Annotated in this window: 21 protein-coding genes and 1 riboswitch; of the genes, 18 read left to right on the top strand and 3 right to left on the bottom strand. The window is 38.6% G+C overall.

Features of this window, described 5'->3' with window-relative positions:
* The first annotated feature begins 35 nt into the window (after positions 1-35).
* The 12 genes from ACP3VS_RS00880 to ACP3VS_RS00825 all read left to right on the top strand — a co-directional run bounded on the left by ACP3VS_RS00880 (position 36) and on the right by ACP3VS_RS00825 (position 14577).
* Positions 36-1340, top strand: a complete 1305-nt coding sequence (locus ACP3VS_RS00880) for an ATP-grasp domain-containing protein (RefSeq protein ID WP_426388296.1) — start codon at positions 36-38, stop codon at positions 1338-1340.
* Positions 1341-1518: 178 nt separating this feature from the next.
* The gene (gene miaB, locus ACP3VS_RS00875) at positions 1519-3063 is read left to right on the top strand and encodes a tRNA (N6-isopentenyl adenosine(37)-C2)-methylthiotransferase MiaB (protein WP_031419051.1); all 1545 of its coding nucleotides are present in this window, start codon (positions 1519-1521) and stop codon (positions 3061-3063) included.
* The gene (locus ACP3VS_RS00870; protein ID WP_012293354.1) at positions 3064-3501 is read left to right on the top strand and encodes a RicAFT regulatory complex protein RicA family protein; all 438 of its coding nucleotides are present in this window, start codon (positions 3064-3066) and stop codon (positions 3499-3501) included.
* Between the two features lie 131 nt (positions 3502-3632).
* Positions 3633-4289 carry an outer spore coat protein CotE gene (cotE, locus tag ACP3VS_RS00865; RefSeq protein ID WP_012293355.1) on the top strand — a complete coding sequence of 219 codons (657 nt, stop codon included), beginning with the start codon at positions 3633-3635 and terminating at the stop codon, positions 4287-4289.
* 127 nt (positions 4290-4416) lie between these two features.
* Entirely contained in the window at positions 4417-6987 is a 2571-nt protein-coding gene (gene mutS, locus ACP3VS_RS00860) for a DNA mismatch repair protein MutS (RefSeq protein WP_426388295.1), read from the top strand.
* Between the two features lie 15 nt (positions 6988-7002).
* Positions 7003-8865, top strand: a complete 1863-nt coding sequence (gene mutL / locus ACP3VS_RS00855; RefSeq protein WP_036160973.1) for a DNA mismatch repair endonuclease MutL — start codon at positions 7003-7005, stop codon at positions 8863-8865.
* Positions 8866-8882: 17 nt separating this feature from the next.
* Entirely contained in the window at positions 8883-10376 is a 1494-nt protein-coding gene (gene glpK / locus ACP3VS_RS00850) for a glycerol kinase GlpK (protein WP_036160977.1), read from the top strand.
* A gap of 18 nt (positions 10377-10394) precedes the next feature.
* Entirely contained in the window at positions 10395-12041 is a 1647-nt protein-coding gene (locus ACP3VS_RS00845; RefSeq protein WP_031419058.1) for a glycerol-3-phosphate dehydrogenase/oxidase, read from the top strand.
* A 3-nt stretch (positions 12042-12044) separates the two neighbouring features.
* Complete coding sequence (locus tag ACP3VS_RS00840) at positions 12045-12962, top strand: alpha/beta fold hydrolase (protein WP_031419059.1); 918 nt, start codon at positions 12045-12047, stop codon at positions 12960-12962.
* Positions 12949-13851: a tRNA (adenosine(37)-N6)-dimethylallyltransferase MiaA gene (gene miaA / locus ACP3VS_RS00835; protein ID WP_426388294.1), complete on the top strand. Its 903-nt coding sequence runs from the start codon at positions 12949-12951 to the stop codon at positions 13849-13851. The genes ACP3VS_RS00840 and miaA overlap by 14 nt, the downstream gene beginning before the upstream one ends.
* 97 nt (positions 13852-13948) lie before the next feature.
* Positions 13949-14179: an RNA chaperone Hfq gene (hfq, locus tag ACP3VS_RS00830; protein ID WP_031419061.1), complete on the top strand. Its 231-nt coding sequence runs from the start codon at positions 13949-13951 to the stop codon at positions 14177-14179.
* Between the two features lie 95 nt (positions 14180-14274).
* A complete protein-coding gene (locus tag ACP3VS_RS00825) occupies positions 14275-14577 on the top strand; it encodes a rhodanese-like domain-containing protein (RefSeq protein ID WP_025114024.1) in 303 nt (100 codons plus the stop codon).
* A 49-nt stretch (positions 14578-14626) separates the two neighbouring features.
* Here the strand turns inward: ACP3VS_RS00825 and ACP3VS_RS00820 are convergent, their stop codons facing one another.
* Positions 14627-15022, bottom strand: a complete 396-nt coding sequence (locus ACP3VS_RS00820) for a hypothetical protein (protein ID WP_012293363.1) — start codon at positions 15020-15022, stop codon at positions 14627-14629.
* Between the two features lie 269 nt (positions 15023-15291).
* Between ACP3VS_RS00820 and ACP3VS_RS00815 the strand changes: the two genes are divergently transcribed.
* The gene (locus ACP3VS_RS00815; RefSeq protein ID WP_031419062.1) at positions 15292-16149 is read left to right on the top strand and encodes a DMT family transporter; all 858 of its coding nucleotides are present in this window, start codon (positions 15292-15294) and stop codon (positions 16147-16149) included.
* A gap of 68 nt (positions 16150-16217) precedes the next feature.
* Positions 16218-16394, top strand: a riboswitch (cobalamin riboswitch).
* A gap of 91 nt (positions 16395-16485) precedes the next feature.
* Positions 16486-17541 carry a nicotinate-nucleotide--dimethylbenzimidazole phosphoribosyltransferase gene (cobT, locus tag ACP3VS_RS00810; RefSeq protein ID WP_036160989.1) on the top strand — a complete coding sequence of 352 codons (1056 nt, stop codon included), beginning with the start codon at positions 16486-16488 and terminating at the stop codon, positions 17539-17541.
* A 76-nt stretch (positions 17542-17617) separates the two neighbouring features.
* Here the strand turns inward: cobT and ACP3VS_RS00805 are convergent, their stop codons facing one another.
* A complete protein-coding gene (locus ACP3VS_RS00805) occupies positions 17618-18223 on the bottom strand; it encodes a trimeric intracellular cation channel family protein (protein ID WP_031419064.1) in 606 nt (201 codons plus the stop codon).
* Positions 18224-18567: 344 nt separating this feature from the next.
* Here ACP3VS_RS00805 and ACP3VS_RS00800 point away from each other — a divergent pair, with 344 nt between their 5' ends.
* The 3 genes from ACP3VS_RS00800 (at position 18568) to glnA (ending at position 21742) form a co-directional block, all read left to right on the top strand.
* Positions 18568-19818: an aminotransferase class I/II-fold pyridoxal phosphate-dependent enzyme gene (locus ACP3VS_RS00800; protein WP_426388293.1), complete on the top strand. Its 1251-nt coding sequence runs from the start codon at positions 18568-18570 to the stop codon at positions 19816-19818.
* 157 nt (positions 19819-19975) lie between these two features.
* On the top strand, positions 19976-20353 hold the full coding sequence (locus tag ACP3VS_RS00795; protein WP_031419066.1) for a MerR family transcriptional regulator: 378 nt from the start codon (positions 19976-19978) through the stop codon (positions 20351-20353).
* A 54-nt stretch (positions 20354-20407) separates the two neighbouring features.
* Positions 20408-21742, top strand: a complete 1335-nt coding sequence (glnA, locus tag ACP3VS_RS00790; protein WP_031419067.1) for a type I glutamate--ammonia ligase — start codon at positions 20408-20410, stop codon at positions 21740-21742.
* A 91-nt stretch (positions 21743-21833) separates the two neighbouring features.
* On the opposite strand, the gene ACP3VS_RS00785 is transcribed toward glnA, so the two are convergent.
* The gene (locus ACP3VS_RS00785; RefSeq protein ID WP_025114030.1) at positions 21834-22145 is read right to left on the bottom strand and encodes a CotD family spore coat protein; all 312 of its coding nucleotides are present in this window, start codon (positions 22143-22145) and stop codon (positions 21834-21836) included.
* Positions 22146-22601: 456 nt separating this feature from the next.
* On the opposite strand from ACP3VS_RS00785, the gene ACP3VS_RS00780 reads away from it, so the two are divergent.
* Positions 22602-23609: an ABC transporter substrate-binding protein gene (locus ACP3VS_RS00780; protein ID WP_426388292.1), complete on the top strand. Its 1008-nt coding sequence runs from the start codon at positions 22602-22604 to the stop codon at positions 23607-23609.
* The last annotated feature ends 45 nt before the right edge of the window (positions 23610-23654 follow it).

Below are 23654 nucleotides of genomic sequence, written 5' to 3'. Positions count from 1 at the left end.
GGGTGCTACATATGTACAATCTAGTGCGCATACAAATGAATAAATTCATTTTTACTAGAGAGGCGATCGAATTGTCATATCTACAGGAACAACCTTTTTTGCCTATTGTTATACAGTCAGGACAGCATGCCTACGGGGTAGCCCGTTCTTTTTATGAAGCTTATCATATTAAGAGCCTTGTTATTGAGCCAGCTAGAGAGCGAGGGAATTTCCGATCACTTTTCTCCGGTGGTGCCCAGGGCATCGCCACTCAAAATAGTGGTATCCTCGAATTTCAATATGTAGAGCATTTAGATGACCCTCACTATTTTGTGCAAGCGCTGCAGATGCTGGCGAAGCAGTTTCAGCATCAACGATTGATTTTATTAGTGTGTGACTGCTTTTACGCAGAGCTAATCATTCAAAATAAAGAGGAGCTAGAAAAATATTTTATTTTACCCTATATCGACCAAGCTTTGCTAAAGAAGGTTCAAACGAAGGAAAAATTTTATCAACTTTGTGACTTATATAAGTTAAAATACCCTCAAACAGTGACTGTAACAAAGGAACAACAGACAAACTGCGTTATACCATTCCACTACCCAATCATTATTAAACCTTCTAATTCTGTGGCGTACTCTAGCTGCTCCTTTCCTGAGAAGAAAAAAATTTATCTTGCCCATAATGACAGTGAGGTGCAAAAGATTGTTCACTGTATTTATCGCTCAAGCTATCAAGATTCCTTAATTTTACAAGAGTTTATCCCCGGTGATGATTCGTTCATTCGTGTGTTAGATGTTTATGTAGGGAGGGATAAAACAGTGAAATTGATGTGTTTAAGCAATAAGCTATTTGAGGACCCCTCTCCGCAAAACAAGGGCATCTCTTTAGCTGTCATGACCGATTATGATGAGCAATTGATGGATACAATCCGGCATCTGTTGGAGGACATTGGTTATACGGGCTATGCCAATTTTGATATGAAATATGATCCGCGAGATGGGGAGTACAAGTTATTTGAGCTGAATTTACGAGCCGGTTCTTCCAGCTATTATGTGACAGCGAGCGGCCATAACTACATGCAATATGTAGTGGATGATTATCTATTCCACATCCCGCTTGAACGAACATATGTCCAAACTAAGCATTTGTGGTCACTACTGCCTCCCAGAACCTTATATAAATGTATGGGGAATGAAAAATTAAAAATAGAAGCAAAACGTTTAGTGAAACAAGGTCAATATACAAATGCTTTATTTTATAAAGAGGATATGAGTATGAAGCGTTGGATTAAGCTGAAATTATACGATGGATACTTATATATCAAGCATAGGAAGTATTTTATTAATCGGGACGTTTAGCGCCTAATAGATAATAGAACTTGAAAATGGACGAATCAATCCTTTCAGCTACTTGTAATTAAGTCGAAACCACGACATTTGAAGCGCAAGCCTTGTAGGAAGTATCAACTATTCAGTATAATAGTAAGATGGAAATTCAAGTGCATGGATTTCGTTTGAAAGGAGTTACCTGATTGCGATGAATGAGGAACAACGCTTAGCTAATCAACAGGTCAATCAACCAAAAAAAGAAGACAAGCCTGAAAAGGATTACAGTAAATATTTTGAGAAGGTCTTTACGGCACCTTCCTTAAAAGATGCTAAAAAACGTGGCAAAGAAGATGTGAAATACCATAAGGATTTTAACATTGACGAACAATTTGCAGGAATGGGTAAAGATCGTACTTTTTACATTCGTACTTATGGCTGCCAAATGAATGAGCATGACACAGAAGTAATGGCTGGTATTTTTATGCAGCTGGGTTACACACCAACTGAAATAATTGAAGAGGCTGACGTGGTCTTGCTGAATACATGTGCCATTCGAGAAAATGCTGAAAACAAAGTATTTGGAGAACTTGGTTTCCTGTTGAAATATAAACGAAAAAACCCAGAGATGCTAATCGGGGTTTGTGGCTGTATGTCGCAAGAGGAATCTGTTGTTAATAAAATTTTAAGAAGCTATCCACATGTCGATATGGTTTTTGGAACGCACAATATTCACCGCCTACCAAACATTCTTAAGGAAGCTTACATGTCGAAAGAGATGGTCGTAGAAGTTTGGTCAAAAGAAGGCGATGTGATTGAAAATCTGCCGAAAAAACGCCTTGGTTCCATTAAAGCATGGGTTAATATTATGTATGGTTGCGATAAATTCTGTACGTATTGTATCGTACCGTATACACGTGGAAAAGAGCGGAGTCGTCGTCCAGAGGAGATCATTGCTGAGGTTCGAGAGCTAGCGGCAGCGGGCTATCAAGAGATCATGTTGCTTGGTCAAAATGTCAACGCTTACGGGAAAGACTTTGAGGATATCGAATATCGTCTTGGTGATTTAATGGATGCTTTAAGAAAAATTGATATTCCAAGAATTCGTTTTACAACGAGTCACCCTCGAGATTTTGATGATCATTTAATCGAAGTACTTGCAAAACGTGGTAATTTAGTAGAGCATATTCATTTACCAGTACAATCTGGCTCTAATGACATTTTAAAAATTATGGCTCGTAAATATACACGTGAGCATTTCCTGACATTAGTAGAAAAAATTAAGGCTGCCATTCCTGAAGTAACATTAACGACAGATATTATTGTTGGCTACCCAAATGAAACAGAGGAACAATTCGAGGAAACGCTTTCCTTATACCGTGAAGTTGGCTTTGAGGCAGCATTTACGTATATATATTCTCCTCGTGAAGGGACACCGGCTGCAAAAATGGTCGATAATGTACCTGAAGAGGTGAAAAAGGAACGACTTCAACGTTTAAATGAAGTTGTGGGTGAGTATTCTCGTAAAGCCTTAGAGCGTTTAAATGGTGAGGTTGTCGAAGTGTTAGTTGAAGGAACAAGTAAACGACGAGATGATGTGCTAGCAGGCTATACACGTAAAAATCGTTTGGTCAATTTTAAAGGACCAGCAGAAGTAATTGGTCAATTAGTAAAGGTTAAAATTATCGAGACTACATCTTATTCACTTACTGGTGAGTTTTTGGAAGTCGTAAAAAATGAAAAGGTGGAAGCGTAAATGACACAAATCTTATACACAAAAGAAGATTTAATTAAAAAATCACATGAAATTGCACATATGATTGCAAATACACCAGAGGTTGAATTTTTCAAAAAAGCAGAAGCTCAAATCAATGAAAATCAACAAGTACGTGAACGAATTGCTAGTCTAAAAAGTTTACAAAAACAGGCTGTTAATTTCCAACACTTAGGGAAAGAAAAAGCGCTTAAAATGATTGAAGATAAAATTGCAAAAATCGAAGAAGAAATTAATGATATCCCAGTTGTTCAACAATTTAAAGAATCACAAGGCGATGTTAATGATTTATTGCAATTAGTATCGAATACAATCGCTAATAATGTAACAAATGAGATTATCCGCTCAACAGGCGGCGATGTGCTACGTGGTGAAACGGGTTCATATGTAGATAATTCTCAACCAGGTAGCTGTTCTTAACAGATTATAGAAGTAAAGCTCGAATGACAGCATTCGAGCTTTTTTATGTTCATTTCTATGGAGGAATGCTCATGCTATAGCAGTCTCTTTCTGAAAGAGTTCTAGAGGAATCATTTAATTCTCTAAAATATATGTTCACCCAATGGGCGCAACCTGCATATGATGGAGTGAAAAGAGTCGAAGGAGGAATTGCGCTGAAACGTTTACGACAAATCGTGACGAAAGCAGTAGTTGCCAAAGGGAAGAAGAGAACGGAAGAGCGTGTAACATTATCACCAACAAATAAACCGACAAGTATTTTAGGATGCTGGGTAATTAACCATACTTGCTCTGCTAAAAGAGTCGGGAAATTTGTAGAAGTAACAGGGAAATTTGATGTCAATGTATGGTATGCCTACAGTAATCATTCGAAGACAGCTGTGTTTTCGGAAACAATTCACTATAAAGACAAAGTGAAGCTTCACTATCGAGAAGGGGAAATTAGTGTTGGTGATGATGTTCGTGTACGGGTAATACAAGAACCAAATTGTATTGAAGCAGTTATTTCTTCATGTGGTACGAAATTTGAAATTGTAGTGGAACGTGAAGTGGTTGTGGAAGTAATGGGTGAAACAACAATTTGTATTAGTGTACATCCGCTAGATTATGAAGAAGACTGGAGCTTTAATGATGAGAGTTCATCATCCTCATCCTCATCTAGCTCGAGCTCAAGCTCATCTTCAAGCTCTGATGGAGAAGGTAGGTATGTATTAGAGTCATCATCGTTTCCTGATGAACGACCAAGATAATTTTAGAAACCATCATTTTTCGATACATGCGAAACGCTAGCATCTTAAAAAAGGTGAATGAAGCGTTTCGCATGTATCTTTTGTTATAATAAAAGTATCTATAGGTAAGAGCGAGGTAAATATTTATATGACAACATATACACCAATGATGCAACAGTATCTGCAGGTTAAGGAAGATTACAAGGATGCCTTTTTATTTTTTAGATTAGGTGACTTTTATGAAATGTTTTTTGAGGATGCCATCAATGCCTCACAAATTTTAGAAATTACATTAACGAGCCGAGATGCAGGGGCAAAAGAGCGAATTCCCATGTGTGGTGTGCCGCATCATTCAGCTAAAAATTATATTGAAACACTTGTGCAAAAAGGCTATAAAGTGGCCATTTGTGAACAAACGGAAGATCCAAAGCAAGCAAAAGGCGTGGTCAAACGTGAAGTGGTTCAACTCATCACACCAGGTACAATTATGGAAGGTAAGACACTTGAAGGGAAATCCAATCATTTTATTGGAGCAGCCGAACAACTGGATGACACAACATTTGGCTATGCATATCTAGATTTATCAACAGGTGAAGCCGTGGCTTCTTCCATTGAAGGCGATGGCAAAGCATTATTAATGCAAATGCAGGCCTATGGTATTCGTGAACTTATTGTAACGGATAGTTTACAGCTATTGTTAGCAGAACATGCTGCAAATGCTGCCATTGTACTGTCAGTGGAAGCCGATGAAATGACGATGGATAAAGCAGCTAGCTATGTAGAAGCTGTTCCGCCAGCCTTACAAATTTCATGCCTTCGATTATTGGCCTATATAGATAAAACACAAATGCGTTCGTTATCACATATTCAAGCATTTACGTTTAATGAAATGAAGCATTATTTACGCATTGATTCTAGCTCAAAGCGGAATTTAGAGCTCATTCAATCCATTCGCGGTGGAGATCAAAAAGGGACACTGTTATGGTTACTCGATGATACCGTCACAGCAATGGGTGGCCGTAAATTAAAACAATGGCTACATCAGCCGCTTGCCACACACTCAGCTATTGAGTCTAGACTAGCGATTGTGACTGATTTATTGGAAGAATATTTTGTTAGAACAGAGTTACAAACTGCCTTAAAACAGGTATATGATTTAGAGCGTCTAGCTGGTCGAGTTGCTTTTGGCAATGTAGGTGGCCGTGATTTAGCACAATTACGAGATTCGTTGCGCCAAGTGCCAGCTATTCAGCAGCAGCTAATGAGTGCAGGTAAGGAGACCCTCCAACAAATAGGGGTAGCACTCGATACATGTACAGATGTTGAGGAACTTTTAGCAAAAGCCATAACGGACAATCCACCTATTACCATTAAAGAAGGTGATGTGATTCGAGACGGCTATCATGGACGATTAGACGAGCTTCGATATGCCGCCCGTAATGGTAAGGATTGGATCGCTCAGTTGGAGCAAGAGGAGCGACTAAAAACAGGCATTAAAAACTTAAAAATAGGCTATAATCGCATCTTTGGTTATTATATTGAAATTACTAAATCTAATATTCATTTAGCGGATTTAACTCGTTATGAACGTAAACAAACGCTTGCTAATGCAGAGCGCTATATTACACAGGAACTAAAAGAAAAAGAAGCGTTGATTTTAAATGCTGAGGAAGAAAGCCTAGCACTAGAGTATCACTTATTTGTAGAAATTCGAGATGCATTAAAGGAATTTATTCCACGTGTACAGGCACTGGCAGCGAGCATAAGTGAGTTAGATGTTTTGCTAAGCTTTGCTAGCATCTCAGAAAAATATCGTTTTACAAAACCACAATTCCATAATGGACGAGCGCTCGAAATCATTGAGGGTCGCCATCCTGTTGTGGAAAAAATGTTAAACAAGCAAATGTATGTACCAAACGATTGTGTGCTAGAGGAACAGAACAACATGATGCTTATTACGGGACCAAATATGTCTGGTAAAAGTACCTACATGCGTCAGGTAGCATTAATTGTCGTCATGGCACAAATGGGCTGCTATGTACCTGCTGAAAAGGCTAAGCTACCTATCACTGACCAAATTTTCACTCGCATCGGAGCAGCTGATGATTTAGCAGCTGGGCAATCAACATTTATGGTGGAAATGCTTGAGTCTCAACACGCCATTATGCATGCCACAAAAAACAGTTTAATGTTATTTGATGAAATTGGGCGAGGAACCTCTACTTATGATGGGATGAGTTTAGCTCAATCCATGATGGAGTATATTCATGACAAAATCGGTGCCAATACGTTGTTTTCTACGCATTATCATGAATTAACAGCTCTTGAAAAGGATTTGCCACGCTTACAAAATGTCCATGTGGCAGCTACCGAAAAAAATGGCATGGTTGTCTTCCTGCATAAGGTGAAAAAAGGCGCTGCTGATAAATCATACGGTATTCATGTGGCACAATTGGCGCAGCTACCAGAAGAAATTTTGGCAAGAGCTCGTGTGCTATTGGAAAACTTTGAGGCTGGGAACGAAGTAGTGGCTGAAGCACAGAAAATAGCAGAACCACCACTGCAAATGTCTTTATTTACTGAAGAAGAGCCAATGGCACCAGCTGAGGCAGAGGTACTAAAAAAATTAGAGAAAGTTAATATTTTAGGAACTTCACCGATGCAGGCGATGAATATTTTATATGAGTTACAGCAAGAGTTATTAAACATGAAAAAATAAAGGAGTGATACGTTAGTGGGAAACATACAAATTATGGACGAATGGCTCTCCAATAAAATTGCAGCAGGAGAAGTAGTTGAAAGACCAGCTTCAGTTGTCAAAGAGCTAGTAGAAAATGCTATTGATGCGGGAAGTACGTCCATTGATGTTTTTTTACTAGAAGCGGGTCTCACTTCCATTCAAGTAATTGATAATGGTAGCGGTATGGATGAAGAGGATGCTATTATGTCATTCTCTCGCCATGCAACGAGTAAAATTCATCAAGAACATGATTTATTTCGTATTCGTACATTGGGCTTCCGTGGTGAGGCATTAGCATCTATTGCTTCTGTTTCAAAAATGACTCTAATTACATCGAACGGTGAATCTGGTACACATTTGGAGCTGGAGGGTGGTCATATGTTGACGCATAAGCCCGGCCCTTTACGTAAAGGTACAGATCTGACGGTATCACAATTGTTTTTTAACACACCTGCTCGCTTAAAATATATGAAAACTATTCAAACTGAGCTTGGGCACACAATTGACTTAATGAATCGTCTTGCCCTTAGTAATCCGCAAATTGCTTTTAGATTACTGCATAATGGTCAAATATTGCTCCAAACAAACGGACGAGGAGATGTGCAACAAGTGCTTGCTGCCATTTATGGAGTACATAATGCCAAGAAGATGGTGTCCTTCCAAGGAGAGTCACACGATTATCGTATTTCCGGCTATGTGACCCTACCAGAGGTAACTCGTGCTTCAAAAAATTATATGTCTCTATTCGTCAATGGTCGCTGGGTTAAGCATTATTTAGTACAAAAAGCCATTGTTGATGCCTACCATACGTATTTACCAATTGAACGTTTTCCCATTGTGGTGCTTTATATTGAGGGAGATCCATATTTGACAGATGTCAATGTGCATCCTGCTAAACATCAAATTCGTTTAAGTAAGGAGCCAGAGCTTTTAAAATTAATCGAAGAAACTATTCGTGAGAGAATACGTAGCGTTATTCGTGTACCACAAATGGAGAAAAAAGAAAAAATCGTCAAACCAGCTACAGAGCAATTAAATATTTGGAAGCCTGCACCTAAGATAGATGTGGAGAAAATGAACGCAATTGTAGAGAAGTTATATGATGTGCAAACCATTCGAGAAAACCAACGAGAAACTCCAGTAGAGCCAGAGCCTGTTTCTACTATTGTAAAGGATTATGGGCAGACAACTCCGTCATTAGAGGCTGAAGAAATAGAAGAAATAACTATTACCGAGCAACATGAGGATTTAGTAGATGAAACGGGTAAGGAACCGTTCCCTGAGCTGGAAGTAGTAGGGCAAATCCATGGCACATACATTGTCGCCCAAATGGAGGATGGTTTTTATTTAATTGATCAACATGCTGCACAAGAGCGCATTAAATATGAATTTTTCCGGGAAAAGGTTGGTCAAGTTAATCCACATGAACGTCAGGCATTACTGCTGCCACTAACATTCCACTATGCGGCTGATGAGGCACTTTTATTACGAGAACACAAACAAGAGTTAGAAGCAGTAGGCGTATTTTTAGAGGAATTTGGACAATCTTCCTTTGTAGTACGAGAGCACCCTAGTTGGTTCCCTCAAGGTGAGGAACAGGAAATCATTGAAGATTTAATTGAACAGGTGCTGACGACTAAAAAGGCAGATATTAAAAAATTACGTGAAGCCGCAGCGATTATGATGAGCTGTAAAAAATCTATCAAAGCCAATTATTATTTAACGAAAGAACAAATGGAAATTTTGCTTAGAGATTTACGCAAGGCTGATAATCCATTTACATGTCCACATGGACGTCCAGTGCTAATTCATTTTACATCGTATGAAGTGGAAAAAATGTTCAAACGAGTCATGTAGTGAAGAGGGGGAAAATAATGGGCGAATTTATTTTAGCGATTGATCAAGGCACAACAAGCTCAAGAGCTATCTTATTCAATAAAAAAGGTGAAATTATTCATGTAGCACAAAAGGAGTTTCAGCAAATTTTTCCAAAGGCTGGTTGGGTAGAACATAATGCCAATGAAATTTGGGGTTCGGTCCTTTCAGTAATTGCAACCGTCTTAACAGAAAGTGGGCATGATGCTAGCGAGGTCCATGCTATTGGAATAACGAATCAGCGAGAAACAACTGTTGTGTGGGATAAACATACAGGACAGCCTATTTACAACGCCATTGTCTGGCAGTCGCGTCAAACGCAGGAAATCGTGAATGACCTGAAAGAACAAGGGCATGAGGAGCTTTTTCAGCAAAAAACGGGATTACGTCTAGATGCTTATTTTTCAGCCACAAAAATTAAATGGATATTAGATCATGTAGAGGGCGCCCGTGAAATGGCTGACAATGGAGATTTATTATTTGGCACGATTGATTCTTGGATTGTTTGGCGATTATCAAAGGGAAAGGCTCATGTTACCGATTATTCAAATGCAGCTCGAACATTACTATACAATATTCATGAATTACAATGGGATGCGGAACTTTGTCAGTTATTAGATATTCCGATGTCGATGCTTCCTGAAGTGAAAAATTCATCAGAAATTTACACTGAGACGGCAGCAAGTATTTTCTTTGGTGAAAACATTCCGATTGCAGGTATTGCTGGTGATCAGCAGGCGGCCCTTTTTGGGCAAACTTGTTTTACAAAAGGCATGGCCAAAAACACTTATGGTACAGGCTGCTTTATGTTATTGAATACAGGAAAACAGGCTGTAAAATCGAAAAATGGGTTATTGACGACAATTGCTTGGGGAATAGATGGTAAAGTGACCTATGCATTAGAGGGAAGTGTTTTCGTAGCAGGCTCAGCGATTCAATGGCTACGAGACGGACTACGTATGATTCGGACAGCAGAGGATTCTGAAACCTATGCTAAAAAAGTAGCCGATACGGATGGCGTCTATGTTGTACCTGCCTTCGTTGGACTAGGTACACCTTATTGGGATACAGATGCTCGTGGTGCCATTTTTGGGCTAACGCGGGGCACTTCTAAAGAACATTTCATCCGTGCGACACTTGAATCATTAGCCTATCAAACGAAGGATGTACTCGATGCTATGGAAGTAGCAGCCGGGGCACCTATTGAAGTACTCCGTGTAGATGGTGGTGCGGTAAAAAATGAGTTATTGATGCAATTCCAAAGTGATATATTACAGTTGCATGTTGAGCTGGCAAAGCTCAATGAATCAACGGCATTAGGTGCAGCTTATTTAGCAGGACTTGCTACAAATTTTTGGCCAAATCAAGAGGTTTTATCAGCACTGAGGGTAAATGGTCAAACCTACCAGCCGAAAATGGAAAAAGACCAAGCGACAGCTCATTATGCTGGCTGGCAAAGAGCTGTAGAGGCAACACGAATTTTTAAATCTTAGCTATTGGGGGAAAAAGGTATGTTTTCATATGAGCATCGTCCAAAAATTTTATATTATTTAGAGCACTATAGTTTTGACGTTTTAGTCATTGGTGGAGGCATTACGGGTGCAGGTATTGCTCTGGATGCTGCCTCAAGGGGATTGTCCGTTGCATGTATCGACATGCAGGATTTCTCTGCCGGAACATCGAGTCGGTCGACTAAACTCATCCATGGTGGACTACGATATTTAAAGCAATTTGATGTAGGAGTTGTAGCAGAGGTGGGACGTGAACGTGAAATCGTCTATGACAATGCTGTTCATGTGACAACACCAGAAAAAATGCTTTTGCCTTTATATAAAAAGGGTTCCCTTAGCCCAATGACAACATCTCTAGCCTTAAAAGTTTATGACCGTTTAGCAGGTGTCAAAAAACAGGAACGTAGAACAATGCTAAATGCGCAAGAAACCTTAGCATTAGAACCTTTACTCAATCAAGAAGGACTTGTCGGTGGAGGCTATTATGTTGAATATCGTACCGATGATGCGCGTCTTACGATTGAAGTATTAAAAAAGGCTGTTGAATATGGGGCACTTTGTCTTAATTATGCGGAGATGAAGGAATTTATCTACGACAAGAAAAAGCTAATTGGAATTAAAGTAGAAGATCATTTAACAGGACGCATTTTGAATGTACACGCCGCACAAATTGTTAATGCTACAGGTCCGTGGGTAGATGATGTACGTCAAAGGGATAAAGTAGCTGATAATAAGCAATTACGGTTGACGAAGGGTGTTCATATTGTCCTAAATCAAAAAGATTTTCCATTAAAGCAAGCAGTTTATTTCGATATTGCTGATGGACGTATGGCATTTGCTATTCCGCGTGATGGTAAAACCTATGTAGGTACAACGGATACTGTCTTCGAGGGCAATCCAGTACATCCTGTTGCAACACAGCAAGATGTGGACTATTTAATAGAGGCGGCAAAGAAAGTATTTCCTACAGCCAATATTACGAGAGCTACTATTGAATCATCGTGGGCAGGCGTTCGTCCATTGATTTATGAAAAAGGAAAGAATCCTTCAGAAATTTCAAGAAAAGATGAAATTTGGACGGCTCCGAGTGGTTTAATGACGATAGCAGGTGGCAAGTTAACAGGCTACCGACAAATGGCAGAATCGATTGTAGATAAAATTGTAAAAATCCGTCGTTATAAGCATGCGAGCGCATCCATAACTCGAGAGTTATCACTGTCAGGAGCAAAGGGGATTAATGCCATCAATTTCCCTGACTATATTGCCTATAAAGCTCGAGAAGGTGTTCAGTATGGTTTAAATTACGATGAAGCTAAGCAACTTGTTCAAAAATATGGCACGAATGTGGATGCTTTATTTGATCGCGTAAAATACTTACATGAGCATGGTAGTACAATGCCACTTACTTTACATGCGATGCTATTATATGGCTTAGAAGCTGAAATGGTCTATACGCCAAGTGACTTCTTTATTCGCCGTACTGGTATGCTGTATTTTGACATTGAAGCAGTCAAGCTTTATAAGCAACAAGTGCTTCAAGTGATGCAACAACACTTGAATTATACGGAGGAGCAACGAAATGCTTATATGGCTGAATTAGACCAAGCCATCTTGGATGCCACTATTTTCGTGAAAGAAGGGGAGTAAGCGATGGAGCGTTATATTCAAATGTCTGATGGCCATTTTGTATTCACACGAACATTAGAATCTAAAAAGCCTTGTATTGGACATATCCATATATTACATGGCATGGCGGAGCATAGTGGTCGATATTTAAAATTTGCTTACACTCTTCAAAAAGCCGGCTATGTAGTGACGATGCACGATCATCGTGGACATGGTGAAACAGCTGCTTATAATGGAACTTTAGGCTTTTTTGCTGAAAATAACGGCTTTGAACGTGTTGTAGAAGATGCACATGAAGTAATGACTCAATTACATGCACCATTTGTCGACAAACCGTTCATTATTTTTGGTCATAGTATGGGCTCATTCATTACGAGACGCTATATCCAACGGTATGGGGAACAGGTAGACAATGTTGTGCTCTGTGGAACGGGTAATGTTACAGCTTTACACGCAATTGGTAATATCGTGTCCAAGGCTTTAGCCAAAGGTCTTGGTAAAGAGACAGAAAGCAGGCTTCTCAATCAATTAAGTTTTGGTAGTTTTAATAAGCAGTTTCCAAATCCGAAGACTGCCTATGATTGGTTATGCTCTGTACAGGTAGAAGTTCAAAAGTATATAGATGATCCATACTGTGGCTTTATTCCAACCAATCAATTTTTTGTAGATTTGACAACAGGCTTTTCAACCTTGAATCGCAAAAAAGAGATTGCCAAAGTAAGAAAGGATCTTCCAATACTTTTGATAAGCGGCAGTAAAGACCCTGTCGGTGAACAGGGACTAGGAGTGTACGCAGTGGCAGAACAATTAGCAACTGCTGGTGTGGAGGATGTCACTGTTTATTTATTTGAAGATAAAAGACATGAAATTTTAAATGAAGACAATCAAGAAGCAGTCTTTCAAGTATTATTACGGTGGTTAGAAAAATATGATAGAAAATAAATTACAGCAGGCTGAGGTCGTAGCAATTGTGGGACCAACTGCTTCTGGAAAAACAGCGTTAAGTATTGAACTTGCCAAAAAGTATAATGGAGAAATCATTAATGGTGACTCAATGCAAGTTTATAAAGGGCTAGATATAGGTACGGCGAAAATTACGGAAGAAGAGATGGAGGGAGTTCCTCATCATTTACTAAGTTTTCTGGAGCCGACAGCATCATTTTCAGTGGCCGACTATCAAAAGCTAGTAAGAGAGAAAATTGCAGACATACAAGCTCGTCATAAGCTACCGATTATCGTAGGTGGGTCAGGCTTATATGTACAATCTGTTCTGTTTGATTTCCAATTTACTGATGAAAAAGTGGATGAGGCAGCACGTCAAGCCTATTATGATGAATTAGCGAAGCTTGGTCCCGAGGCAATGCACGATAAATTAAAACAACTAGACCCTCAAACTGCAGAAGCCATTCATCCAAATAATACACGTCGTGTCATTCGCGCATTAGAGATGCTAGAATTAAGCGGTGTATCGAAGGCAGCTGAAGCTCAAAATCGAGGCGAGGTACCTCTCTATAATCACTTGATTTTAGGGCTAGGTCAAAATATGTCACGAGAGGTGCTTTATGACCGTATTAACCGCCGTGTCGATTTGATGATGGAGAATGGTCTTTTAGAAGAGGTCCAAGGGCTATGGCAACAAAATATCCGGGGTGTGCAGTCTATACAAGCCATTGGTTATAAGGAATTATATGATTATTTAGATGGCAAATGTTCACTAGAAGGCGCCATAGACAGCTTAAAACAAAATTCTCGTCGCTATGCGAAAAGGCAACTTACTTATTTCCGCAATAAAATGGATGTCCATTTTGTGATGACAGGTGAACAATTATAAAATTAAAGAAAAATTTCTAAAAATTACTAATTGATAAATTGGTAGAACGTGCTACTATAGGAATGAAGAGGTAGAAAGTTAGTAGGGAGGCTATTTGATGAAATCAATCAACTTGCAAGATACGTTCTTGAACCAACTACGTAAAAACAGTGTTTTTGTAACTGTATTTCTATTAAACGGATTTCAGTTAAAAGGGACTGTGAAATCATATGATAATTTTACAGTTCTATTATTGGATGCTGATAATAAGCAGCACCTGATTTACAAGCACGCTATTTCTACATTCGTTCCAGCAAAACCAATAGAATTTTTAGAGACAGAAGCATAAAAAGATTGTTAAACAGTTAGTGTACTCCACACTGGCTGTTTTTTTTGCTTCAGGCTATAATGATAAAGGAAATAGATATTTGGAGGACGAGTTTGATGAAATCAATGGAAACAACACAATTATTAGAACTATTAGATGCAAATGAAGACCTATATATTATTGATGTTCGTGAAGAGGATGAAGTAGCACACGGCATGATTCCTGGCGCTCAGCATATCGCTCTTGGGACAATCCCAGAACGTCTAGAGGAATTAGATGAAACAAAGCCATATATTATCGTTTGTAAGGCTGGTGGCCGTTCAGCTAATGCTTGTTCTTATTTAGAAGCACAAGGATTTGATGTGACAAACCTAGAAGGTGGCATGTTAGCTTACGATGGCGAATTAGAATTTAAATAATGACATAATGAAAAAAGAAAGAGTGTATACTCTTTCTTTTTTCATGTGCTTATTTTTGGAGTGAGTCCATGATGAGGCTAAAGTTTTTTTCAAAGTTCATGTACGGGTTCACATTTTTTTGCCCCCGAACCTTTGAAGCATAACTGGCAAAATTTAAACCAGCACCGTATATTTGTAAAGCGCCATTCGCCAGGTCTCCCTTTTTTAGAAGCTCAATGCCATCCTGTAAGAAATTTTCACTCTCATCGAAGTGACATTCCGCCATGTATTTATCTCCACTATAATATAATTTCAAATTTTCTATAATGACATACGCTGTTCCTTCACTGATGAAAGCATCAACATTCATTAATAACTGATTAATCGGTTTTACTAACTGCGCATATTGACTATCATAGTTTTCACAAGTCTCTGCAATAGCGTTTCTTAATTCTCTTGCGTGCACTCTAACTCCTCCTTAAAGAAAATTTTATCCTTACCTAATGAAGTAATTAGTGATTCATTTTCCCTTTATCTATAAAACATACTCTTTAATTTTCTGAAATATGTTACAATTATATCGGTGAAGGAGGGATTTGTATGTTTCGTTCAATAGCACCCCCAACAATGTCTTTACAGTAGAATCTACTGGTAAGGCATACAATAACAGTTTGCTCATTTTCAATAGATTCTACTGTGTAGGTTAATACTTATACGTAGAAAGTAGGAATTGTAATGAGCGGAAAATTAGCGTTTGTATTATCCATGATTATTTTTGGGGCAGTTGGTGTTTTTGCCAAGTATATACCTTTATCTTCAAGTGAAATCGCTTTTTGGATGAGCTTAATTGGTGCTTGTTTTTTGATAGTGATTTTTATTTATAAAAAGGAAAGCTTTACGAAAAGAAGTATTCTCAAAAATAAGTGGAAATTAGTACTTTCTAGTGTTGCCTTATGTGGGAATTGGATTTTTTTATTTCAGGCTTATAAAGAAACAACAATTGCTAATGCTGCACTTAGTTATTATGTTGCACCAGTACTCGTTATCTGTTTATCTCCAATTATCTTAAAGGAGAAGCTAGTTGGCAGAAAAATGATGTATGTCTGTGTGGCCCTTATCGGACTTTATTTGATTGTCCAAAGTCAAGGCACTGGGGACAGTAAACAATTTATTGGCATTGTCTACGGTCTTATCGCCGCATGCTTTTACACAGCTCTAACATTTACAAATAAATGTATAGGTAACATAAAAGAACCAGGAAATACATTAATTCAACTAGCTTTAGCAGCATTTTTCCTTTGTTTTTATATACTTGGGACAACAGGATTTCAGGTCATGACAATCAGTTTTAAGTCAGTCTTACTATTAATAGTATTAGGTATTGTCCATGCAGGAGTTGGATTTTTATTGTTCTTTTGGGGCATGTCAAAGCTGAAAGGGCAAAGTATAGCCATCCTTAGCTATATAGATCCACTGACATCATTAGTCATTTCAACGATGTTTATTGGAGAAAAAATGACGCTACTACAACTAATAGGAGCGATACTATTATTAGGGTCAACATTGCTAAGTGAGCTAGAAAAAAATAGGTAGCCGAAGAAATGATACAAGTAACGCATTCAAATATTGACAGAAAAAATACTCTGTCGTAGATTAAAAGTAGTTTAATATAAGCTTTAGGTGCCCATTAAGGGAGAATAGGGAATAAAGTGAAAAACTTTAGCGGACCCGCCACTGTAAAAGGGAGTTTAATAGTGAAGACCACTAGCTCATTGCTGGGAAGGTACTATGAAATGTTGAACTTAAGCCAGGAGACCTGCCTATTTGCTTTAAGAATATAGATGATGGAAAAGTCTGTAGTTTATTTGTCATGACAATAAACTACAGGCTTTTATTTTGTCTTCATGAAGAACGAGAGGAGAAATGACAATGCAATTATTACATGACACGATTCAAAACATTCAAGGCGCTGATAAAAATAGTAGGGAGCAAGCAAGAAAACGAATAGATATTCTTTGTAAGCCTCCAGGAAGCTTAGGGAAATTGGAGTCCATTGCTGTGCAACTATCTGGAATTACAGGCCAGTTATATCCGATGATTGATAAAAAGGTGATGATTGTCTGTGCAGCAGATCATGGAGTTTGTGAAGAAGGCGTGACGCCGAATCCTCAAGAGGTTACTTTATTTCAAACATTGAATTTTCCGAAGGGAGGTACAGGTGTTTGTGCAATTGCAAGTGTGACCAATACCAAAGTTGTAACGGTAGATGTTGGAGTTAAGGAGGATATCCCTCTCAATGCGGACGTAATCATCCAAAAGGTGAAATATGGAACAGGTAATATAGCACAGGGCCCTGCTATGTCTAGAGAGGAGGCTATTCAATCCATAGAAGTGGGGATTCGTGTGGCAACAGACGAAATTACAAAAGGGGCCAACCTACTTGGAACAGGTGAGATGGGCATTGGTAATACAACGCCGAGCACAGCAATCTTAGCTGTTTTGACTGGCTATGACCCTATTCAAATAACCGGGTTTGGAGCAGGTGTTGGTCAAGGAGGAATTGCTCATAAAGCAGCGGTCATTGAAAAAGCAATTATGCTTAACCAACCAAATCCTAACGATATCATTGATGTACTAGCTAAAGTTGGAGGGCTAGAGATTGGGGCTATGGCTGGTATTATACTTGCTGCCGCAAGTCACCGAAAACCTGTTGTGATTGATGGTTTTATTTCGACTATTGCTGCGCTTATAGCTTATCAAATTGAACCGAAAGTAAAGGACTTTATCATAGCTTCTCATGCTTCGGAGGAACCCGGAGCTAAAATAGCCGCTGAATTGTTGGGAGTGGAACCGATGCTGCATATGAATATGCGGTTAGGAGAAGGTTCAGGTGCAGCCCTAGCCTTTCCTCTATTAGATGCTGCTTGCTCAATGATGAAAAATATGGTGACGCTGGAAGAAGCAACGAATCTTTTGGCTAAATAGTTACTGAAAAACAAATAAGCGCAAATAGTTAAAGAGCTATTTGCGCTTATTCGTTTTTTTTTATCAATGATAGACTCTATGCCCGATTCAACCTTCGCAAAGGTAAACGCCATTTCATCATATAGGAAAGAATACGTAATGCTGTAATTACCGCAAATAAAATATAAAGGAAGATATCTCCTGTAAAAACTTCAAATCCAATAACAAGCCCTGCGAGAGCAGCCCACACACCATAGACTTCGTCACGAAGTACAAGTGGTTTTCGTCTAGCTAATAAATCACGCACGATACCACCACCCGACCCTGTTAAGACCGCAGCTACGATGACAGCACTAATCGGCATATCCAGCTTTACGGCGTAGAGTGCGCCTTGAATAGCAAATGCTGATAAACCAATCGCATCTGTAAAATTACCCCAACGATGCCAATGTTGAATCAAATGATGTGGAAAAATAAAAAATATGGTAATTGCAGCAAGCGCAATTTGAAACATCATATCCTGTCCCCATAATGTCGTGACAGGTAGACCGATAAGTAAATTTCGAATAGCCCCTCCACCAAAAGCAGTGACAATACCGAGTATATAAACACCGAATAAATCGTATTCCTCTTCCATTGCAATAATTGCCCCAGAAATAGCAAAGGCAATTGTACCGATCATACTAAAAACTTCCCAAGCCATCCCTTTCACCCCTTCTATCAATAAATGAACCTCATTCCTAAAGTTGAAAGATCCTGTAAGTAACAAAATCTATGAATTTAATAGCCAAAATTAAACATTAAATACGCTTCTTGAAATAAGTCCGCACATTAGCTTAGCGTAAATTTCACTCAGAAACAATAGGCAAGTTTTACAGGGACCTATACAAATTGATAAGATGTTAATGAAATAAAGAAAAACATCTGTCATAAGCGTTCATTACAAGTAGACAATCAGGGAATCCTAGGATAATCGAGGTCCATTTAGATATAGAATAAAGTTTACGGAATAATATGCATGACAATTGTGAAATGGAGAAGAAAAGAATGACGTTTACATCTAATTTATCAGCATCGACGCTATCTTTAGCGGCAACAATAGAAGAAAGAGTGAGACCTTTTCATGCTAGGGTGGAAGAGATGGCGTTTTATAACCAACAAAAAGTGCTAGCGGCATTTCGTAAGCATCAAGTGAGTGATTATCATTTACACCCATCCAATGGCTATGGCTATGACGATGAGGGACGCGATAATTTAGAGCGTGTCTATGCTGAGGTGTTTGGAGCAGAGTCCGCCATTGTTCGACCGCAAATTATTTCAGGCACACATGCAATTACGCTTAGTTTATTCGGTGTGCTGCGTCCTGGTGATGAGTTGCTCTATATTTCTGGACAGCCATATGATACGTTACAATCCATTGTTGATGGTGGTGACAAAGATACAGGTTCCTTGAAAGATTATCAAATCGGTTATTCACATGTTGAGTTACTGGATAATCAAACCATTGATTGGGAAGGAGTGGAAGCGGTCATAACGGCAAAAACGAAAGTGATTGCCATTCAACGATCAAAGGGCTATGCAACGCGACCATCCTTTTCTATAGCAGAGATTGCTGATATGTGTGCAAAGATTCGTGAGCTAGCTCCACAGGCCATTATTTTTGTTGATAATTGCTATGGTGAATTTGTAGAAAAGCAAGAGCCTACAGAGATTGGTGCTGATTTAATGGCGGGCTCTCTCATTAAAAATCCAGGTGGAGGATTAGCGAAAATTGGAGGTTATATCGCAGGCCGAGCAGATTTAGTGGAGAAATGTGCGTACCGGATGACTTCACCTGGAATCGGGGCAGAAGCAGGAGCTACATTAAATACATTGGGTGATTTTTATCAAGGGTTTTTCCTAGCTCCACATGTTGTATCACAAGCATTAAAGGGCGCCATTTTTACGGCAGCTATGCTGGAGGAAATAGGGATGAATACATCTCCAAGTTACCAGGCACATCGGACAGATTTAATACAATCGGTTTCTTTCCAAACCGCACAGCAAATGATTGACTTTTGTCGGGAAATACAAGCCAACTCGCCAATAAATGCTCATTACGCACCAGAACCAGCCTATATGCCAGGCTACGAGGATGATGTCATTATGGCAGCGGGGACATTTATCCAAGGCTCCAGCATAGAGCTAACAGCAGATGGGCCGATACGACCTCCCTTTACAGCCTTTATACAGGGTGGGCTAACTTATGAACATGTAAAATTTGCAATTTGTAGTGCGGTACAAGCTATTCAAAAATAGAGATGAGGAAATGGACAAACCGTAAATTTGAATAGTTTTTTACAATTTTCTCTCGGATTGAAAAAAATAGTGCCAACCATGTTAGGAAACCTAACATGGTTGGTTGACAGTGAAAAAATTTCGTTATATGATAAGCGGGTATTGGAGGAGGACTTAAATGAGTCGTGAAATTAGACGAACTATGCCGTTATTATCAATGAGTATTGTAATGCAATTAACTGAGCTCTCGGCACGACAAATTCGTTATTATGAAGAACACCATTTAATTGAGCCGCACCGAACAGAAGGCAACCGTCGAATGTTTTCATTAAATGACGTCGACACATTGCTTGAAATTAAAGACTACTTAGAACAGGGTATGAATATGGCGAAGATTAAAAAGATATTTGCTAAAAGGAAAAATCCTGTTTCTACAATTGAAGAACAAGATTTAAGTGATTCTGAATTACGTCAAATTATGCGCGAAGAAATGCGTCAAGCACAGCGCATGCAAAAATCATCCATCCGACGAGGGGATTTATCTCGATTCTATTAAAAATAGGGTAGGGTAAACATAAAAGCTAGACAAATTATAGGAGTGTGGAAAACTGTGGGTAAATTCACAAAAGAGGACATTAAACGTCTCATCGAAGAAAAGAATGTAAGCTTTATTCGTTTACAATTTACAGATATTCTTGGCACAATCAAAAACGTTGAGATTCCTGTAAGTCAATTAGACAAAGCACTAGAAAATAAAATGATGTTTGATGGCTCATCTATTGAAGGCTTCGTTCGAATCGAAGAATCAGATATGTATTTATATCCTGATCTTGATACTTTCGTGGTATTCCCTTGGACTTCTGAAAAAGGGAAAGTGGCACGTCTTATCTGTGATGTTTACACTGCGAAAGGCGAACCGTTTGCTGGTGACCCACGAAATAACCTAAAACGTATTCTTAAAAAAATGGAAGATATGGGCTTCTCAAGCTTCAATTTAGGGCCAGAGCCTGAATTTTTCTTATTCAAATTAGATGCAAAAGGAGAACCAACTTTAGAAGTAAATGACCATGGTGGTTATTTCGATTTAGCTCCAACAGATCTTGGTGAAAACTGCCGTCGTGATATCGTATTAGAGCTAGAAGAAATGGGCTTTGAAATTGAAGCCTCTCACCATGAGGTTGCTCCTGGACAACATGAAATCGACTTTAAATATGCAGACGCTGTTACAGCTTGTGATAACATCCAAACATTTAAATTAGTAGTGAAAACAATCGCTCGTAAACACGGTTTACACGCTACATTTATGCCAAAGCCATTATTTGGTGAAGCTGGTTCTGGTATGCACTTTAACGTGTCACTATTTAAAGGTAAAGAAAATGCATTTTATGATGAATCTACGGAATTAGGACTATCAAATACAGCTATGCAATTTATGGCTGGTGTCCTTGCACACGTACAAGGTTTCACGGCTGTTACAAATCCAACAGTTAACTCTTATAAACGTCTAGTACCTGGTTATGAAGCGCCATGTTATGTAGCATGGTCAGCACAAAACCGTTCACCACTCATTCGTATTCCATCAGCACGTGGTCTGTCAACTCGTGTAGAAGTACGTTCAGTGGACCCATCCGCAAACCCATACTTAGCGATGGCTGTTATTTTAGAGGCAGGTCTAGAAGGTATTCGTCAAAACTTGACACCACCAGCAGCTATTAACCGTAATATCTATGTGATGTCGGAAGAAGAGCGCCAAGCGAATGGTATTGAAAACCTACCAGCAGCACTTGACGATGCTTTAACATTACTGGCTAAAGATAAAGTAGCGCAAGCAGCTTTAGGTGAGCATATTTATGCTAACTTTAAAGAAGCAAAAGAAATCGAGTTCGATATGTATCGTACAACTGTACATCAGTGGGAACGCGATCAATATTTAAAAATGTATTAATAACGAATAAAACCGAGTACCTCTAAGAGAGGATACTCGGTTTTTTTGTTTGAAATAATGAACGGGTATGACTCGCCCCCCTCATTATTTATTAATAGCCCATATGTTTATGGGGATGATGCGGCATATGACAAGGGTTAGGTGGCATACCGCACATTGTATGTGTTTCACAGCATTCATTAACAACTGACTCTGTGCATGGGAAATAGTATTGGTGATCAATCATATGTTTGTTCACTGTTGTGACATGTGCTGGTTGTACATGTGGAACAACTGTATGGATATAATTTGTGCGAACATATTGCTCTGGTGGTAAAAATTGTGGTGGATCAAATTGCATGGGCATTGTTTGTGGCGGACAGCAGTGTGGACCTTTTGCCGGATGGCGTCTTCGTTGAAACATGTTATAACCTCCTGTTTTGATAAGTTGTCGTTCATTATTAAGATATGAGATAGACGTCAATAGGGACTATTTATTTGCCTATTATTGAATAGGTAAATCTAACAAGTCACTGGAATGGTAGAACATCTAATGTAGAATTGCCTTCACATTAGGTGAAAAAAGGAACTACAAATCGCATTTTTCACATTCTATTGTTGTCAAAATAGTAGTGAATCGATCTAGTGTTTAAACAATAGTCCTCTGCATCTTGCGATAATTGTGTCGAAATTTTTACAAATAACCAACAAACCTAATGCTTCCAAACTATAGATGATTGAGTTGGAAGCTAAATTAACAATAAAATTATTAAAAAAGTATATTTTTTGAAAAAATAGATATTGTCAAGCAAACAGTCATACAGTATACTCTTTAATTGATAATGATTATCGTTATTGATTATAATTTAGGAGGAAATGTATGTCGAAATTATCACTACGTAACAAAAATATTTTTATTCTTTTTGCATTAGTATCAATCTTCTCTCTCTTGATGGTTGGATGTGGAGATAAAGCATCAAACACTAGTAGTAGTTCGCAAGAAACTGATAAAGCTGAAGAAGGTAATACAGAGTCTTCTAGCCGTGAAATTACCCACGCTATGGGTACTACGACAATTGAAGGAACACCTACAAAAATCGTTACGCTATACCAAGGGGCTACTGATGTTGCAGTAGCAATGGGCATTAAGCCAGTAGGAGCAGTAGAATCTTGGGCAGAAGCACCTTTTTATAATTATTTGAAAAAAGATTTAGATGGTGTTGCAGTTGTGGGACAAGAAACACAACCAAATCTTGAGGAAATTGCAAAGCTTAAACCAGATCTAATCATTGCATCGAAAGTTCGTCATGAGGAAATTTATGATCAGTTATCACAAATCGCTCCAACCGTTGCTCATGAAACGGTATTTGATTTCAAAGGTACAGCAGAAATGATGGGTCAAGCAATGAATGAGGAAGAAAAGGTTAAAGAGTTATTTAGAGATTGGGATACGCGAGTTGCTGATTTCCAAACAAAAATGAAAGAGAAGCTTGGCGATAAATGGCCATTCCATGTTGCGGTTGTCAATTTCAGAGCAGACCATGCACGTATTTATGTAACTGGATATGCAGGTTCTATATTGTCAGAGCTTGGCTTCCAAGGTCCTAAAAATTTAACTGATGACTCATTGGAGATCGTCAAACTAACAGATAAAGAAAGTATTGCGCAAATGAATGCCGATGTCATTTATATGTTTATGGAAAATGATGACGCTGTGAAAAAGAATTATGAAGAGTGGACAAATCATCCTCTATGGAAAGAGCTCGATGCTGTGAAGGCAAATCAAGTTTACCAAGTAGATGAAATCAATTGGAATCTAGCTGGCGGATTGATTAGTGCTAATTTAATGCTAGATGATATTTATGACAAATTTGAATTAGATAAATAGAGAAAGTGATTAGGGCTGTTTAAAGTGTTAGAGAATGCTTGAGAG

Origin of the sequence: Lysinibacillus sp. VIII_CA, from assembly GCF_049943995.1 — a bacterium.
GTDB classification, from domain to species: Bacteria; Bacillota; Bacilli; order Bacillales_A; family Planococcaceae; genus Lysinibacillus; species Lysinibacillus pinottii.
This window is presented reverse-complemented; position numbering and strand designations above follow the sequence as displayed.

What these genes read in the sequence shown, in the direction of transcription:
- ACP3VS_RS00880 (WP_426388296.1), top strand. Translation starts at nt 36, where the DNA reads ATGAATAAATTCATTTTTACTAGAGAGGCGATCGAATTGTCATATCTA.
- miaB (WP_031419051.1), top strand. Translation starts at nt 1,519, where the DNA reads ATGAATGAGGAACAACGCTTAGCTAATCAACAGGTCAATCAACCAAAA.
- ACP3VS_RS00870 (WP_012293354.1), top strand. Translation starts at nt 3,064, where the DNA reads ATGACACAAATCTTATACACAAAAGAAGATTTAATTAAAAAATCACAT.
- cotE (WP_012293355.1), top strand. Translation starts at nt 3,633, where the DNA reads ATGTTCACCCAATGGGCGCAACCTGCATATGATGGAGTGAAAAGAGTC.
- mutS (WP_426388295.1), top strand. Translation starts at nt 4,417, where the DNA reads ATGACAACATATACACCAATGATGCAACAGTATCTGCAGGTTAAGGAA.
- glpK (WP_036160977.1), top strand. Translation starts at nt 8,883, where the DNA reads ATGGGCGAATTTATTTTAGCGATTGATCAAGGCACAACAAGCTCAAGA.
- ACP3VS_RS00845 (WP_031419058.1), top strand. Translation starts at nt 10,395, where the DNA reads ATGTTTTCATATGAGCATCGTCCAAAAATTTTATATTATTTAGAGCAC.
- ACP3VS_RS00840 (WP_031419059.1), top strand. Translation starts at nt 12,045, where the DNA reads ATGGAGCGTTATATTCAAATGTCTGATGGCCATTTTGTATTCACACGA.
- miaA (WP_426388294.1), top strand. Translation starts at nt 12,949, where the DNA reads ATGATAGAAAATAAATTACAGCAGGCTGAGGTCGTAGCAATTGTGGGA.
- hfq (WP_031419061.1), top strand. Translation starts at nt 13,949, where the DNA reads ATGAAATCAATCAACTTGCAAGATACGTTCTTGAACCAACTACGTAAA.
- ACP3VS_RS00825 (WP_025114024.1), top strand. Translation starts at nt 14,275, where the DNA reads ATGAAATCAATGGAAACAACACAATTATTAGAACTATTAGATGCAAAT.
- ACP3VS_RS00815 (WP_031419062.1), top strand. Translation starts at nt 15,292, where the DNA reads ATGAGCGGAAAATTAGCGTTTGTATTATCCATGATTATTTTTGGGGCA.
- cobT (WP_036160989.1), top strand. Translation starts at nt 16,486, where the DNA reads ATGCAATTATTACATGACACGATTCAAAACATTCAAGGCGCTGATAAA.
- ACP3VS_RS00805 (WP_031419064.1), bottom strand. Translation starts at nt 18,223, where the DNA reads ATGGCTTGGGAAGTTTTTAGTATGATCGGTACAATTGCCTTTGCTATT.
- ACP3VS_RS00800 (WP_426388293.1), top strand. Translation starts at nt 18,568, where the DNA reads ATGACGTTTACATCTAATTTATCAGCATCGACGCTATCTTTAGCGGCA.
- ACP3VS_RS00795 (WP_031419066.1), top strand. Translation starts at nt 19,976, where the DNA reads ATGAGTCGTGAAATTAGACGAACTATGCCGTTATTATCAATGAGTATT.
- ACP3VS_RS00785 (WP_025114030.1), bottom strand. Translation starts at nt 22,145, where the DNA reads ATGTTTCAACGAAGACGCCATCCGGCAAAAGGTCCACACTGCTGTCCG.
- ACP3VS_RS00780 (WP_426388292.1), top strand. Translation starts at nt 22,602, where the DNA reads ATGTCGAAATTATCACTACGTAACAAAAATATTTTTATTCTTTTTGCA.